The organism is Streptomyces sp. NPDC047017 (assembly GCF_040644175.1).
Taxonomy (GTDB): Bacteria; Actinomycetota; Actinomycetes; order Streptomycetales; family Streptomycetaceae; genus Streptomyces.
On sequence record NZ_JBEYVW010000002.1, the window covers coordinates 99,074 to 114,504 of the forward strand.

Below are 15,431 nucleotides of genomic sequence, written 5' to 3' on the forward strand. Positions count from 1 at the left end.
GCCCCGTCAGCCGCCGCACTGCTTCAGCATCATCTGCTTGTCCGCCGTCGTCACCGGCAGCTGGTACTTCAGGGAGACCTGGGCGAACCGCACGCTGTACGCGCACCTGATGGTCTTGCTCGGCGGCAGCCAGGTCGCCGGGCCCGAGTCGCTCTTGGCGCCGTTGGCGGGGCCGTCCGCCGGGATCAGGTTGAGCGGGTCGTTGGCGATCTGCTCGCGCTTCTGCTTCGGCCAGTGCGCGGCGCCCATCTGCCAGTCGTAGGACAGCGGCATCACATGGTCGATCTGGACGGTGGTCGCGTGCGTCTTGGTCCACTGGATCGTCCGGCCCGTGTAGGGGTCGTGCAGCGTCATGGCGGTGACCACGCAGTTGGAGCCCTTGCGGTAGCTGAGGTTCTGGCCGTCACGCTTGAGCAGGTCGTTGCGGGTGTCGCAGCCGTTGTGCGCCCAGGGGACGCCGTCGACCGAGTCCATCCACGCGTAGCCGAACTCGTCCCGGTCGTACCCCGTCTTCGGCCCGCGCCCCTTCGTCGTCACCGTGCCGATGAGCTTGCGGGCGGCGGCCAGGTCGGCCTGGCCGGTCAGCGGGGCCAGGCCGGGCTTCGTGCCGTCCGGGTTCCGCAGCGGGCTGACGGCGTGTCCGTCCGAGGTGGGCGCCGGCGCCCCGCTGCGCGTGGCGGGGGCGGGCTGCGGTTCGGCGCCCTTGCACCCGGTGACGAGGGCGAGCGCGGCGCAGGCCGCCAGTCCGCCGCGCAGCAGGGCCCGCGCCCCGTCACGCCGTCCCGTACGGCCTTCGGTCCCACGGCCCGTCACAGCGCCCATGACTCCCACCCCTTGCCTCTCAGGTCCCGCCGCCCCTGGCCGGTGCGGGTCTGACTTACGTCTGCCCACCGTAACCAGGAACGTGTGCGGCCCTTTCGGGGGCGTGGAGAGGCACAAGGAGCGGATGGGGCGTATCGCGTCAGAACGCCCCCGTTGCCGTACGTCCGTTCGGGCTCTCCCCCCGGCTGCTCCCCCCTCCCCCTTGTGCTTCTACGATCCCACCACCGTGGCCAGGAACTCCCCCACCCAGCCCAGCAGTTCGCGGCCGACCAGCGGCTTGCCGCCGACCTTCGCCGTCTTGGGGCGGGGGACGAGGATCTGGTGGGTGGTGGGCTTGATCAGCGAGCCCGGGTAGAGGCGCTTGAGGCGCAGTTCCTGGGACTCGCGCAGCTCGACCGGGGCGAAGCGGATGTTCGTGCCCTGGAGGACGATCTCGGCGACCCCGCAGGCGCGGGCGAGCATGCGCAGGCCGGCCACCAGCAGCAGGTTCTCCACCGGCTCGGGCAGCTTGCCGTAACGGTCGGTCAGCTCCTCGCGGACCGCCTTGACGTCCTCCTCGGAGGTGGCGGAGGCGATGGCCCGGTACGCCTGGAGGCGCAGCCGCTCGCCCGGCGCGTACTCGTGCGGGACGTGCGCGTCGACCGGCAGCTCGATCTTGACCTCCAGCGGCGCCTCCTCCTCGATCTCCCCGGTCTCCAGCTGGCGCCGGTAGTCCGCGACCGCCTCGCCGACCATGCGGACGTACAGGTCGAAGCCGACGCCCGCGATGTGACCGGACTGCTCGCCGCCCAGCAGGTTGCCGGCGCCGCGGATCTCCAGGTCCTTCATCGCCACGTACATGCCCGCGCCCATCTCGGTGTGCTGGGCGATGGTCGCGAGCCGCTCGTGGGCCGTCTCCGTCAGCGGCTTCTCCGGCGGGTAGAGGAAGTACGCGTAGCCGCGCTCGCGCCCCCGGCCGACCCGGCCGCGCAGCTGGTGCAGCTGGGAGAGGCCGAAGTTGTCGCCGCGCTCCACGATCAGCGTGTTCGCGTTGGAGATGTCGATGCCGGACTCGACGATCGTGGTGGAGACCAGCACGTCGAACTTCTTCTCCCAGAAGTCCACCACCACCTGCTCCAGGGCCTGTTCGGACATCTGGCCGTGGGCGGTGGCGATCCGCGCCTCCGGGACGATCTCCCGCAGCCGGGCCGCCGCCCGGTCGATGGACTCCACCCGGTTGTGGATGTAGAAGACCTGGCCCTCGCGCAGCAGCTCACGGCGGACCGCCGCGCCGATCTGCTTCTCCTCGTACGGCCCGACGAAGGTCAGCACCGGGTGGCGCTCCTCGGGCGGGGTGGTGATCGTGGACATCTCGCGGATGCCCGTCACCGCCATCTCCAGGGTGCGCGGAATCGGGGTCGCGGACATCGTCAGCACGTCCACGTTGGCGCGCAGCTTCTTCAGCTGCTCCTTGTGCTCGACGCCGAAGCGCTGCTCCTCGTCGACGATGACCAGGCCCAGGTCCTTGAACTTGGTCTCGGAGGCGAACAGCCGGTGGGTGCCGATGACGATGTCCACCGAGCCCTCGCGCAGCCCTTCCAGGACCGCCTTCGCCTCGGTGTCGGTCTGGAAGCGGGAGAGCGCCTTCACACCGACCGGGAACTGCGCGTAGCGCTCGGAGAACGTGCCGAAGTGCTGCTGCACCAGCAGCGTGGTGGGCACCAGGACCGCGACCTGCTTGCCGTCCTGGACGGCCTTGAAGGCGGCCCGGACCGCGATCTCCGTCTTGCCGTACCCGACGTCGCCGCAGATCAGCCGGTCCATCGGGACCGACTTCTCCATGTCCTCCTTGACCTCGGCGATCGTGGTCAGCTGGTCCGGCGTCTCCGCGTACGGGAAGGCGTCCTCCAGCTCGCGCTGCCAGGGCGTGTCCGCGCCGAAGGAGTGACCGGGCGCCGCCATCCGGGCCGAGTAGAGCTTGATCAGGTCGGCGGCGATCTCCTTGACCGCCTTCTTCGCCCGCGCCTTCGTCTTCGTCCAGTCGGCGCCGCCGAGCCGGTGCAGGGTGGGCGCCTCGCCGCCGACGTACTTGGTGATCTGCTCCAGCTGGTCGGTCGGGATGTAGAGCCGGTCGCCGGGCTGGCCGCGCTTGGCGGGGGCGTACTCCACCACCAGATACTCGCGGGTCGCGCCCTGCACGGTGCGCTGCACCATCTCGATGTAGCGGCCCACGCCGTGCTGCTCGTGCACGATGTAGTCGCCCGCCTCCAGGGTGAGCGGGTCGATGGTCTTGCGGCGGCGGGCCGGCATCCGGGCGCCGTCCCGGCTCGCGGTGCGCTGGCCGGACAGGTCGGTCTCGGTGAGCACCGCCAGCTTGAGTGCCGGGTCGACGAAGCCGTGGTCGATGCAGCCGCACGCCACGTGCACCACCGACGCGGACATCTCCCCGAGGTCGGTGTCGAGCCGGGCGGCGATGCCCTCGCTGCCGAGCACCTCCACGGTGCGGGCGGCCGGGCCGTGGCCCTCGGTGACGTAGACCGCGCGCCAGCCCTCGGCGAGCCAGCCCTTGGTGTCGGCGAGCGCCCGGGCGGTGTCGCCGCGGTAGGTCTCGGGCGCGTGCATGCCCAGCTTGAGGGTGTCCCCGTCGCCGTCGAACGCCGTCTCGTCGGCGGCGAAGGGGGAGACGGTCCACCACATCATGTCCAGCTCGCGCGCCCGCTCCCGGACGTCCGCGATCGACCACAGGGAGGCCGCGCCGACGTCGATGGGCGCCTCCCCGCCGCCGGCCGTGGCCGCCCAGGACGCCTGGAGGAACTCCTGGGAGGTCGCCACCAGATCGGCGGAGCGGGTGCGCACCCGCTCCGGGTCGCACACGACGGCCATCGCGCCCTTGGGCAGCACGTCCAGCAGCAGTTCCATGTCGTCGACCAGGACCGGCGCCAGGGACTCCATGCCCTCCACCGCGATGCCCTCGGCGATCTTGTTCAGCAGCTCGCCCAGCTCCGGGTGCCGCTCGGCCAGGGCACGCGCGCGCGTGCGGACGTCCTCGGTGAGCAGCAGCTCGCGGCAGGGCGGGGCCCACAGGCCGTGCTCGGCGACCTCCAGGGAACGCTGGTCGGCGACCTTGAAGTACCGGACCTCCTCGACGTCGTCGCCCCAGAACTCGATGCGCAGCGGGTGTTCCTCGGTGGGCGGGAACACGTCGAGGATGCCGCCGCGGACGGCGAACTCGCCGCGCTTCTCCACCAGCTCCACGCGCGCGTACGCGGCGGCGGCCAGGGCCTCCACGATCGCGTTCAGGTCGGCGGTCTGCCCCGTGCGCAGCGCCACGGGCTCCAGGTCGCCCAGGCCCTTGACCTGCGGCTGGAGCACCGAGCGGATGGGGGCGACGACGACGGAGACCGGGCCGGTCTCCGGGTCGTCGGGCCTCGGGTGCGCCAGGCGGCGCAGCACGGCCAGGCGGCGGCCCACGGTGTCGCTGCGCGGGCTGAGCCGCTCGTGCGGGAGCGTCTCCCAGGAGGGGTACTCCACGACGCCCTCCTCCGGCAGCAGCGAGCGCAGGGCGGCGGCCAGGTCCTCGGCCTCGCGGCCGGTCGCCGTCACCGCGAGCACGGTGCGGGCGGTCTGCCTCGCCAGGGCGGCGACCGCGAAGGGGCGGGCGGCGGGGGGGCCGACGAGGTCGACGTGCATGCGGTTGCCGTCCGCGGCCGCGGTGATCGCTTCCGCGAGGGCGGGGTCCTTGACGACGGCGTCGAGCAGACCGTGCAGGCTCATGGAGGGGGCTTTCGTCCGGAGGTGGGCAACACGAAGGGCCCGGCTCGGGGGGCGGGCCGGGGTTCTTTCAGCGTACGACGCCGGAGGCGGGGCGGGTGGGGCTGTGGATAACCGGACGGTTTTCGGACGTGCGTTCGGTGAGGGTGGGGCGGGCTGGGACTGGTGGGGTGGTGGGCGTGCGGGTCCGGGGTTTCGCCCCCGCCGCCCCTTCCCGTCCCGTCCCCGGGGGCTGCCGCCCCCGGACCCCCGCTTCGGCCTGAACGGCCTCGTCCTCAAACGCCGGACGGGCTGGAACACGCACGCCCCGCCCCAAAACGCACCGCCCGGGGCGGAAGTCGTCGTGACTCCCGCCCCGGGTGGTTTCCCCGCGACCCCCGTCCACGGGGGTCCCTCGCGTCGCTGGTCCGTCAGTCCCTCAGTCCTTCAGTCCGTCGCGATCGCGTTCAGTACGTTCATCCGGCCCGCCCGGAAGGCCGGGACCAGGGCGGCGAACAGGCCCACGAAGGCCGAGCCGGCGAAGACGCCGATGATCGTCGGCCAGGGGATGTCCAGGACGCCCAGGCCCTCCAGGGCCAGCAGCTTCTGAGCGGTGGCGCCCCAGCCCATGCCGAGGCCGAGGCCGAGCAGCGCGCCGAACAGGGCGATGACCACGGACTCCATGCGGATCATGCGCCGCAGCTGCCGGCGGGACAGGCCGATCGCCCGCATCAGGCCGATCTCCCGGGTCCGCTCGACCACCGACAGGGCGAGGGTGTTCACCACCCCCAGGACCGCGACGATGATCGCCAGGGCGAGCAGGCCGTAGACCATGTTCAGCAGCTGGCCGATCTGGTCCTTCAGTTCCTTCTTGTAGTCGGTCTGGTCGCGCACCTGGTACTGCGGGTAGGGCTCCAGGGAGGTCTTCAGCGCCGCGTACGCCTCCTTCGCCTGGCCGTCCTTGGCCTTGGCGAACATGATCACGTTCGGCGGGACGCGGTCCTTGGGGACGTACTTCTCCATGGTGGCCAGGGACAGGTAGCGGGCGCCCTTGTCGATGGTGGTGTCGTCGCTGGTGATGGCGGCGACCTTGAGCTTCGCCGTCCGCGCGCCCTTGAAGGCGACGGTGAGGGTGTCACCGACGTGGACGCCGTGCGCCTTGGCGTACTCGTCGCCCACCGACATCGCGTCAGGGGCGTAGGCCGCCTTGAGGGTGCCCTCGGTGACCGTGCGGCGCACATCGTCGGCGTAGGACGGGTCCGCGGCCGTGACGCCGTCGCTGACGCTCTTGCCGTCCGGCGAGGTCAGGGTGGCGTCAAGCACCTTGTAGCGGGTGACGTGGGCCAGGCCCGGCGTCCGCTCGACGGCCTGCTCGGCCTGCGGGACGATCCGCTGGTTGCCCTGCACGATGAAGTCCGCGCCGACCGACTTGTCCAGCTGGTCGGTGGCCGAGGCCACCATCGAGGAGCCGACCACCGACAGGCACGCGACCAGCGCGAGGCCGATCATCAGGGCCGCGCCGGTGGCGCCGGTGCGGCGCGGGTTGCGCAGCGCGTTGCGCTCGGCCATGCGGCCCACCGGGCCGAAGGCCCGCAGCAGCACCGCGCTGATCACCCGGACCACGCCGCCCGCCAGCAGCGGGCCGATCACCACGAAGCCGATCAGGGTCAGCACCACACCGAGGCCGAGGACCGCCGAGCCGTCGCTCGCCTTGTCCGCGGTCGCCGCCGCGTACAGGGCGGCGGTGCCGGCGCCGGTGAGGACCAGGCCGATCAGCGCGCGCACCCAGCCGGCCCGGCCGTCGGCCGGCGTACCGGCGTCGCGCAGCGCGGCCATCGGGGAGACCTTCCCGGCCCGGCGGGCCGGCAGATAGGCGGCCAGGACGGTGACGACGATCCCGAGGACCAGGCCGGCCACCGGGGTGGTCGCCTTGATCGTCAGGTCGTCGGTGGACAGGTCCAGGCCCGCCGCGCCCATGAGCTTCATCAGCCCGATCGCGATGCCCACGCCCGCGCCGACACCGAGCACCGAGCCGACGAAGCCCAGCAGCAGCGCCTCGACCAGCACCGACCGGTTGACCTGCTTGCGGGAGGAGCCGATCGCCCGCATCAGGCCGATCTCCCGGGTGCGCTGGGCGACCAGCATGCTGAAGGTGTTGATGATCAGGAAGATGCCGACCAGGAAGGCGATCCCGGCGAAGCCGAGCATGGCGTACTTGATGACGTCCATGAACGACCCGAGGCTCTTGCGGTTCTCGTCCGCGTTCTCCTTGGCCGTCTGGATCTTGTACGAGCCGGCCTCGGTGCCGGAGGTGATGGCCTTGCCGGTGAGGGTGCGGGCCACGTTCTGCTTGAGCTGCTCGTCGGAGACGCCGCCCGCGGCGGTGACCTCGATCTGCGTGTAGCGGCCGGTGGCGCCGAGCAGGCCGCGCTGGGCGGTGGCGGTGTCGAAGTAGACGATGGCAGCGCCCGGGTTGGTCACCTTGAAGGCGGCGATGCCGACGATCCTGGCCTGCACGTCACCGGTCTGCGCGATCGTGCGCAGTTCGTCACCGAGCTTGAGGTGGTGCTTGTCGGCGGTACCGGCGTCGACCATCATCTCGGCCGGCCCGTGCGGGGCGTGGCCGGAGGTGATCTCCATCGACTTCAGTTCGTCGTCGCTCCAGTTGCCGGCGATCGTCGGGGCGCCGCTGGAGGAGCCCATGTTCTTGTTGTGCCGGTCGACGACGGTGACGTTCATCGAGGAGACGCCGCCCTCGGCGGACTTGACGCCCTCGACGTGCCGGACCCGGTCCAGGGTGGCGGCCGGCAGCGTCTCGGGCACGCCGCTCTGCGGGGTGTCGTCGCCCTTGGCCGCCCTGGGCGAGACGGTCACGTCGGAGGCCGTCACCCGGAACAGCTTGTCGAACGTCGTGTTCATCGTGTCGGTGAACACCAGCGTGCCGCAGACGAAGGCCACCGACAGCAGCACCGCGACCGCGGAGAGCGCCATCCGGCCCTTGTGCGCGAGGAAGTTGCGCAGGGAGGTCTTCAGGACGGTCATGACGTCCGTCCCCGGGCGTCGAAGTCCTTCATCCGGTCCAGCACCTGATCGGCCGTCGGCTGGTACATCTCGTCGACGATCCGGCCGTCGGCGAGGTACAGCACCCGGTCGGCGTAGGAGGCGGCCACCGGGTCGTGGGTGACCATGACGATGGTCTGGCCCAGCTCGTCCACGGACTGGCGCAGGAAGCCCAGCACCTCGGCGCCGGCCCGCGAGTCGAGGTTGCCGGTCGGCTCGTCACCGAAGATGATCTCGGGGCGGGCGGCCAGCGCCCGGGCCACGGCGACGCGCTGCTGCTGGCCGCCGGAGAGCTGGTTGGGCCGGTGCTTGAGCCGTCCGGCCAGGCCCACGGTCTCCACCACCCGCTCCAGCCACGCCCGGTCCGGCTTACGGCCGGCTATGTCCATGGGCAGGGTGATGTTCTCCAGCGCGTTCAGCGTGGGCAGCAGGTTGAACGCCTGGAAGATGAAGCCGATCCGGTCCCGGCGCAGCTGGGTGAGCTTCTTGTCCTTCAGGCCGGTGATCTCGGTCTCGTCGAGGTAGATCTGACCGCCCGTCACGGTGTCGAGACCGGCGAGGCAGTGCATCAGGGTGGACTTGCCGGACCCCGAGGGGCCCATGATCGCGGTGAACTGGCCGCGGGCGATGTCCACGTCGACGTGGTCGAGGGCGACGACCCGGGTCTCCCCGGTGCCGTACGCCTTCACCACCTGCCGCGCCCGTGCGGCGACGGCCGTGGGCCTTCCAGTACCCCCGTGCCTGGGAATGGTCACAGCCGATGTCACGGTACGTCTCCTAGGTCGGTCCAGCGAAGGATGTGATCGTCGTCGGTACGTCGACGAGTCTGGCCGGTGCGGGCTCCCGGCGCGCTGGTGCCCAGCGCAGTCTTCCGTGGGGGAAAACCCCACCCCCGTCGGTGCGGTGCGCCGCCCCCCAGCGGCGTAAAGCCAGATTAAGGAGAGGTCCCGGGGTCTCTCGTCCTCCGTCGGGACGAACCCTCCCCGACCCGGAGTACGGAGCAACCCCTAGGGGCTGTCCACCGGCAGGCGGACCCCGTCTCAGGGTCGCCTCCACCCGCCGGCGCACCGAGCCTCCACCCTCCCGCCACGGGAGGGTCAAACGGAGCGGCGGCGTCCGCGCTACGCCCCGCCGAGCCGTCCGGCAACTGGATCCCGCCCACCGTCCCGGCACGCCCGCGCGGCCGCCCGCGCGCGGCTGCCCGCGCGTGGGCGACCGCGGGGGTGACCGCGCGTGGGCGACCGCCGGGGCCTATTCCGCCCGGGGCCGTCCGGTCAGCGAGGTGATGCGGTGCTGCACGGTGTCCATCTGGGTCCGTACGTCGTCCCAGAGTTCACCGTGCTCGCGCAGCACCTGTTCGGTCTCCAGGGCGATCCGGTCCGCCCGCAGGCGGGCCTCGGCCAGCAGCTCCGCCGCGCGCGCCCGGGCCTCCTCCGGCGCCCGGTGGGTGGCCTCCCGGGCATCGGTGAGGGCCTGCTCGGCGGCGGCCAGGGCGGCTTCGGCCGCCGCCAGGCGCCGGGTGTGACCGGCCTCCAGCGCGGCTTGGCGCTCCGACTCCTCGCGCTCGAACGCGGCCAGCCGGGCGGTGTGCTCGCGGGACTGCTCGGTGAGCGTCCCGCAGGTGCGCTGCCGCACCTCCCGCAGCGCGGCCAGCGCCTCACCGCGGTGCTTCTTCACCTCGCGCCGCACCGCGACCCGCAGCTCGTCGGCCTCGCTCCGCGCCGCGAGCAGCCGCTGCCGGGTGCGTTCCTCCGCGTCGGCGCGTACGGCGTCGGCGCGCGCCCTCGCGGACTCCAGCAGGCCGTCGGCGTACGCCCGCGCCGAGTCCAGCCGCTCCTGCGCCTCGCGCCGCGCCCGTTCGCGCACCGCGTGCGCCTCGCGTACCCCGTGCTCGTACAGCTCGCGGGCGCCCTCGCCCAGCGACTCGTACGTCTGCTCGCCGAGCCGGGCCACGGCCTCCCGCAGCGCGGTCAGCTCCGCCTCCATGTTCTTGGCGAGGACGGTCAGCCGGGCGGCGCGCTCCCAGGCGGCGTCCCGGTCGTGGAAGAGGGCGTCGGCGTAAGCGTCGACCTGATCGGGGCGGTAGCCGCGTCCCCGTACGGCCACGAAGCCGTGGAACGAGACCGACGCCGCCGCCGATGACGCCGACGCCGCCGATGACACCGAGGCGCTGCCCATCCTGAACCCCTCTCCGCCCGGACGCCGCCGAAGGGATGCGACATGATGATTTCGCGCACATCTTTATGTATGGGGCGCAGATGTTCATAACGCGACACTCCGGGCGTACGGCCCGGTAGGCGGCCAACGACGAGGGGCCGGGCCCGGTCACTCGACCGGGCCCGGCCCCTCACCCGTGCTCACGTGCTCACGTGCTCACGTGCTCACGTGCTCACAGCAGTCCGTCCCACATCTGCTCAAGCAGCACCGACCACCAGCTCTCCGGCGAACCCAGCGCCGCCGGGTCGAGCGCGGCCAGCTGGGCCTGGAAGTCGACGGTCCAGCGGCCCGCCTGCTCCTGGTTGAGGCCGAAGCGCAGCCGCCACATCCGGCCCAGCAGGGCCAGGCAGCGCGCGAACTCCGGCAGGCCGGTGTTCACGAACTGCGGCGGCACGGACGTACCGCCGGGGCCCGCCTCCACCGGCACGGCCACGATGTTGGCGGTGCCGTACTGCACGCAGAGCGCCTTGCCGAAGTCGCTGCCCATCACGAGGTAGGAACCCGCGTCCGGGGCCGGCTGCGCCCCGCGCTCGGCGGCCAGCTCCGCCAGCGTCGGCACCGGGCGTCCCGGCTGGGCCTGCGCCCAGAAGAACGGGCCCATGTCCACCGGCAGGCCCGCCGCCACCAGCGTGTGCGCCACCAGCGGCGGCACGCCCTGGCGGGAGACCGCCGCCTGCTCGAACCGGAAGACACCCGGCCCGAACGCCGCGCCCAGCTCCTGGGCGACGGCCTCCGGCGGCACGGGCGGCGCGGGCGGCACCGGGGGCAGCGGCGCGCGCACCGGCGCCGGACGCGCCGGGCCGTCGGCCACCTGGTGCAGCTCCCCCTGGTGGGCCAGGAGTTGCCGCATGCCCTGCTGGCGGCTCGCGTGGTCGGTGCCGTACGGCGCGATGGACGTGATCCGCGCCTGCGGCCACTGCTCGCGGATCATCCGCGCGCAGTACGCGCCCGGCAACTGGCACGACTCCAGCTCGGTGTGCAGTTCGAGCACTTGGTCCGGCGGCACGTTCATGCCGCGCAGCTCGTGGAAGATCTGCCACTCCGGGTGCGGGGTGCCCGGCGCCGAGCGGCGGATCAGCTGCTGCTCGGAGCCGTCCTGCGCGCGGTAGCGCAGCACGGCCTGGTAGCCGGGGCCCACGGTCGGCTGCCCCTGCGGGGGATAGCCGTAGGCCGGGGGCTGCTGGCCCGGGACCGGTGGCTGACCGGGCGGGGGCATCGCGCCCGGAGGCAGGCCGGAGGGCATGCCGGGCGGCGGGCCGGGGGGCATGGGCTGCGGCGGGCCCGGAGGCGTACCGGGAGCGCCGGGCACGCCGCCGGGCATGCCGGGCGGGGCCGGCGGCGGCACGGGCGCGGCGGGGCCGCCCGGCGGGGGCGCGGCCAGCATGGTCGCGGCCTGGTGCACGGCGCCCTGGCCGGCGCCGGGGGCCCCGGGGGCGCCCGGAGCGCCGGGTCCGCCGGGTCCGGCGGGGGCGCCCGGCGGCTGCGGCGGACCCGGGACACCGGCGGCACCCGCAGTGCCTGCGGCGCCCGGGGTGTTGGGCGGCTGGGGCACGCCCGGCTGGTTCGGGTCGGCGAGCATGGTCGCGGCGTGGTGGACGCCGCCCGGGGGCGTACCGCCAGGAGTGCCCGGGGTGCCCGGACCGGCAGGGACCCCGGCAGGGGCCTGGGGGCCGTCGGGGCCCACCGCCGAGACGAGCCGGGTCGGCACGTAGCCGCCCGCGCCGCCCGGCGGTGTCGCGGGCGCCGCGCCCGGCCGCGCTCCCGGAGTGCCGGGGGCGCCCGGCGGCGGGGGCGTGTGCGAAGCGCCCTGGCCGCGGCGCGGCGGAGGTGCCGCCTTGCTCGTCGCGGCGTCGGCGATGTCACCGGCGTTCGGCGGCAGCGGGGCACCCGGCGGCGCGGCGGCGGGCGCGCCCGGGGCACCGGGGCCCTGCGGGTGGCCGGAGGAGGCCGCGCCGGGCGGCGGAGGCGGGGTGGCCTGGCTGCCGGGAGTGCCCGGAGCGCCCGGGGCGGGCGGCGGGGGCGGAGTCCCGGGACCGCCGGGCGCCTGCGGATAGCCGTACGGCGCGCCGACCGGCGGCGGAGGAGGCGGCGGAGCCGCCGGACCACCCGGAACCGGCGGCGGAAGCGGAGCCCCCTGGCCCCCCGGAACCGGCGGCGCCGAAGCGCCCGGGCCCGGCGGCGGCAGCGGGGCGCCCGGAGTGCCCGCGGCCGGCGGAGGCGTAAGCGGCGTGCCGCCCTGGGCGGTGCCGGGCGTGCCCGGAGCGCCGCCCGGGCCGTCGGTGTCGGCGAGCGCCGGGGCCACCGTCGTCCGCGGAAGGGCGCTGCCGCCCGCCATCAGCGCCGTCTTGGCGTCCGAGGAGGACGCGGGCGGCGGGGTGCCGCCGGGGACGCTCAGCGGCGGGGCGAACACCGTCGCGGGCAGCGGTACGGAGCGGTCGTCACCGGCCTCCGCGTTGGTGTCCGTACCGGCCCACGGAGTCGCCCCCACCGGCACCGCGGGCGCACCCGCGCCGGTACCCGTACCCGCGGGCGCACCCGCGCCGGTACCCGCACCCGCACCCGCGCCGGTGCTCGTTCCGTCCCCGGACCCGGACCCGCCCTGGGTTCCCGCGTCGCCCGAGTCCCCCGAAGCAGCCGCGCCCCCGCCGCGCCGGTCCGGGATGCCCAGCTTGTCCGCCGCCTCCTGGAGCCATTCCGGCGGGCTCAGCAGGAACGAGGTCTGGTTCAGGTCCACCCGCGCGGCAGGCGCCGGCGCGGTGGCCTCGGCGGGCTCCGGGCGGCCGTACTCCTCCTCGTACCGGCGGATCACCTCGCCCACCGGCAGGGCGGGCCACAGTGTGGCCTCGCCGCTGTCCCGGGCGATGACCAGCCGGTGCGCGCCCCCGTCCGAACGCGGGCCGTCCGCCCGGTCCTCGGCCCACACCACGAACCCGAGTTCGAACTCCCGTACCCGCACCTCGCGGTGCTGGTACGCCGGCATCTCACCGTTGATCCACTCTTCGGCGCGCTCCTGCGCCTGCGCGAACGTCACCATCGCTCAGCTCACTCTCCCACCGGGGACGCGGCGGACGGCGCGGCGGCGACCGGGACGGCACGCGCGAAGCCGCCGTCCACCATCAGGTTCGCCACCGTCTCCAGCTCCGGCGGGGAACCCGCCAGCCGGGACAGGAACGCGTCGAAGTCCGTCCCGCACGGCAGCAGCAGGCGCTCCACCCGCTCCGCCTGCGGCCACGACGGATCGACGTCCCGCACATCGTCGTACGCGCAGAACCACACCGAACCGGTCCGCTCGCCCTTCACCTTCACCGCGAGCAGGCCGCCCTGCACGAAACCGACCCCCAGGTAGTCCTTGGTGAGGTGGTCGCGCAGGCACTTGTTGACGTACACGAGGTCGTTGACCGCCGCCTCCTCGCGCACCGTGAAGAACGGCTGGTCGATCAGCAGGCCCAGCTCCGCGTCGAGCGCCGTGCCCACCGGCGCGCAGCCGCCCGCCGCCTTCAGGAAGGAACGGTAGGCGCCCGGCAGCCGGTACCCGAGGTCCTCCTCGACCCCCAGCACCTGCTGCTCGAAGACCGCCGCGCCGGACTTGGGCAGCCCGAAGTGCGCGGGCCGCGTCTCCTGCAGCGGGCGCGTGCCGCGCTTGGACTGGTCGACGTCGGCGGTCGTGATCCCGCCGTGGTGCCGCAGCAGCGCCTTCACCTCGACCGGGACCAGCTCCAGGCGCCGGCCGCCCGCCACGTGGTGCCACGTCCAGCCGTGCGGGGTCGCCACGCTCGGCACGGTGTCCCACAGTTCGTGGCCGGTCGCCGCCAGCGCCGCGTTCGCCGACACGTAGTCGGTCAGCCGCAGCTCGTCGACGCCGAAACCCTCCGGCGGCTCCGCGATCTCCACCGCGGCCCGCGCGTACGGCGAGAAATCGGGGTACCCGTGCTCGTCCACCCGCACCCCCCGGGGATGCCGGGTGGCCCGGACCGGGTCCGGGAACTGCACGACCTGCCCGGCATAGGCCGCGTTCGGCGGCGCGGTGTGTCCTGCGGCCTGGCGGCCGGGTGGAACCCCCAGCCCGAGCCGACCTGTCGTCATGGCGGTTGCCCCCTGCGGCATTCTGCACGGCCCGTGCCCGGGCGGCTCGCTCGCCACCCGCCACGACCCGTGTCGACTACTGATCTCCCACGCGTCGGCCGTGCGGAGTACGGCGCGCACGGCGTGCCGACAGCCTATGCGGTACGACGACACCGGTCACCGGGCCACCGCCCACCGGCCGCGCACCGCCGCCCGGTCCCGGCGACCCCGCCGTGACCAGCCGTCACCCCGCTGTGACGCACCGCCCCTGTACGGGCGTGTCGCACCGCCCCAGCTTCCGCAGCGGCCACACGATTTGGCACCCTGTGTCCTTCGGGGGGATGCCCGGGAGGGGAAAAGATGATCATGAAGGCGACGCAGCCGGCACCGCACACCGGCGCCTCGGGCGACCCGCGGATCGGCTGGAGCAGCACCGGGACGCCGCACGCCCCCGCCCTGCGCCACCGCCGCGACGGCATACTCCCCACCATCGCCGCCGCCCTGTCGGTGCGCGGCGCCACCCTCACCGGCACCGCCGCCCGCGGCGAGGAACCGCCCGCCCTGCACCCCCTCGTACAGGATTTCCTCGACACCCTCACCAGCGCCCAGCGCGACCGCTTCACCGGCCGCTGCGCCGAGACCATCCTCATCTCCCGGCACATCGCCGCCGTGGACGCCACCCGCAGCAAACGCGCCTCGCGCAGACCCATGACCAACGGCGAGGCCCGCAAGGCCCTCAAGCAGGCCAAGCTCACCGCCCGCCGCATCCGCGAGGACGGCGACCCGCTGCACGGCGGCTTCGCCGCCCCCTGCCGCGCCTGCACCGCGCTCAGCGCCCACTTCGGCGTCTACATCGTCGACCCCGCGGACGGCAGAGCCTGACGGCCCGCGTACCGGGCCCGCGGCACGGCCCGCACCACCACCACCGCCGCGACGGACACCGGCGAACGCCGACGAAGAGCAGAAGACACCCAAGAGCCGAGCTGAAGAGCAGATGCACGCCGACAGACACCCCTCGCCCAGGCCCCCGGCCCCCCTCGAACAGGGCGGCGCCCCGGCCCGCTTCCCCGCGCCCGTGGACGCCGTGCTGCGCGCCGCCGGCTGGCAGCCGGGGCGCTGGGACATAAAGCAGGCCGAGGTCTGGGCCGACACCCTGCGCGAGCACCGCTCCCCGGCCGGCCACCGGCACACCGTCTTCCCGGCGGCCGTCGAGGCCTGGGCCGAGTTCGGCGGCCTGCGTCTGGCCCCCACCGGGCCCGGCCGCCAGATCGCGCCCGCCGCGCTGGACCTCGACCCGCTGCACGGCCTCCACATGGCCCGCACCCTGGGCGACCTCGGCCGCGCCCTCGGCTCCGACGTCTGCCCGCTGGGCTCCGAGACCGACACCCAGGCCCTGCTGGCCATCGACGCCGAGGGCCGGGTCCACGCCCTCGACCACACCGGCGACTGGTACCTCGGCCCCGGTATCGACCAGGCCCTGACCGCCCTCGTCTCCGGCATAGCGCCGGTCCGCCTGACCGCGGGCTGACCCCGGCCGGAAC

General features: G+C 74.1%; 9 protein-coding genes. 2 read left to right on the forward strand and 7 right to left on the reverse strand.

The genetic code is table 11. From position 1 onward, the window contains the following. Window positions 1–6: 6 nt before the first annotated feature. The 7 genes from ABZ858_RS03790 to ABZ858_RS03820 all read right to left on the reverse strand — a co-directional run bounded on the left by ABZ858_RS03790 (window position 7) and on the right by ABZ858_RS03820 (window position 13,911). Window positions 7–822: an HNH endonuclease family protein gene (locus ABZ858_RS03790; protein WP_361372234.1), complete on the reverse strand. Its 816-nt coding sequence runs from the start codon at window positions 820–822 to the stop codon at window positions 7–9. 210 nt (window positions 823–1,032) lie between these two features. Beyond that, on the reverse strand, window positions 1,033–4,575 hold the full coding sequence (gene mfd, locus ABZ858_RS03795) for a transcription-repair coupling factor (RefSeq protein ID WP_361372237.1): 3,543 nt from the start codon (window positions 4,573–4,575) through the stop codon (window positions 1,033–1,035). A gap of 423 nt (window positions 4,576–4,998) precedes the next feature. Beyond that, the gene (locus ABZ858_RS03800) at window positions 4,999–7,593 is read right to left on the reverse strand and encodes an FtsX-like permease family protein (protein WP_361372240.1); all 2,595 of its coding nucleotides are present in this window, start codon (window positions 7,591–7,593) and stop codon (window positions 4,999–5,001) included. Further along, window positions 7,590–8,378: an ABC transporter ATP-binding protein gene (locus tag ABZ858_RS03805; RefSeq protein WP_361372242.1), complete on the reverse strand. Its 789-nt coding sequence runs from the start codon at window positions 8,376–8,378 to the stop codon at window positions 7,590–7,592. The genes ABZ858_RS03800 and ABZ858_RS03805 overlap by 4 nt, the downstream gene beginning before the upstream one ends. Window positions 8,379–8,862: 484 nt before the next feature. Continuing rightward, on the reverse strand, window positions 8,863–9,789 hold the full coding sequence (locus tag ABZ858_RS03810) for a cellulose-binding protein (RefSeq protein ID WP_361372245.1): 927 nt from the start codon (window positions 9,787–9,789) through the stop codon (window positions 8,863–8,865). 211 nt (window positions 9,790–10,000) lie between these two features. Continuing rightward, on the reverse strand, window positions 10,001–12,862 hold the full coding sequence (locus ABZ858_RS03815; protein WP_361372248.1) for an SUKH-4 family immunity protein: 2,862 nt from the start codon (window positions 12,860–12,862) through the stop codon (window positions 10,001–10,003). 8 nt (window positions 12,863–12,870) lie between these two features. Next, entirely contained in the window at window positions 12,871–13,911 is a 1,041-nt protein-coding gene (locus ABZ858_RS03820) for an SMI1/KNR4 family protein (protein WP_361372251.1), read from the reverse strand. A 345-nt stretch (window positions 13,912–14,256) separates the two neighbouring features. Between ABZ858_RS03820 and ABZ858_RS03825 the strand changes: the two genes are divergently transcribed. Both ABZ858_RS03825 and ABZ858_RS03830 read left to right on the forward strand, forming a co-directional pair. Further along, window positions 14,257–14,772 (forward strand): YwqJ-related putative deaminase, encoded by a 516-nt coding sequence (locus ABZ858_RS03825; protein ID WP_361372253.1) that lies wholly within the window; start codon window positions 14,257–14,259, stop codon window positions 14,770–14,772. A gap of 112 nt (window positions 14,773–14,884) precedes the next feature. After that, window positions 14,885–15,418, forward strand: coding sequence for an SUKH-3 domain-containing protein (locus tag ABZ858_RS03830; RefSeq protein ID WP_361372255.1), 534 nt, complete (start codon window positions 14,885–14,887; stop codon window positions 15,416–15,418). The last annotated feature ends 13 nt before the right edge of the window (window positions 15,419–15,431 follow it).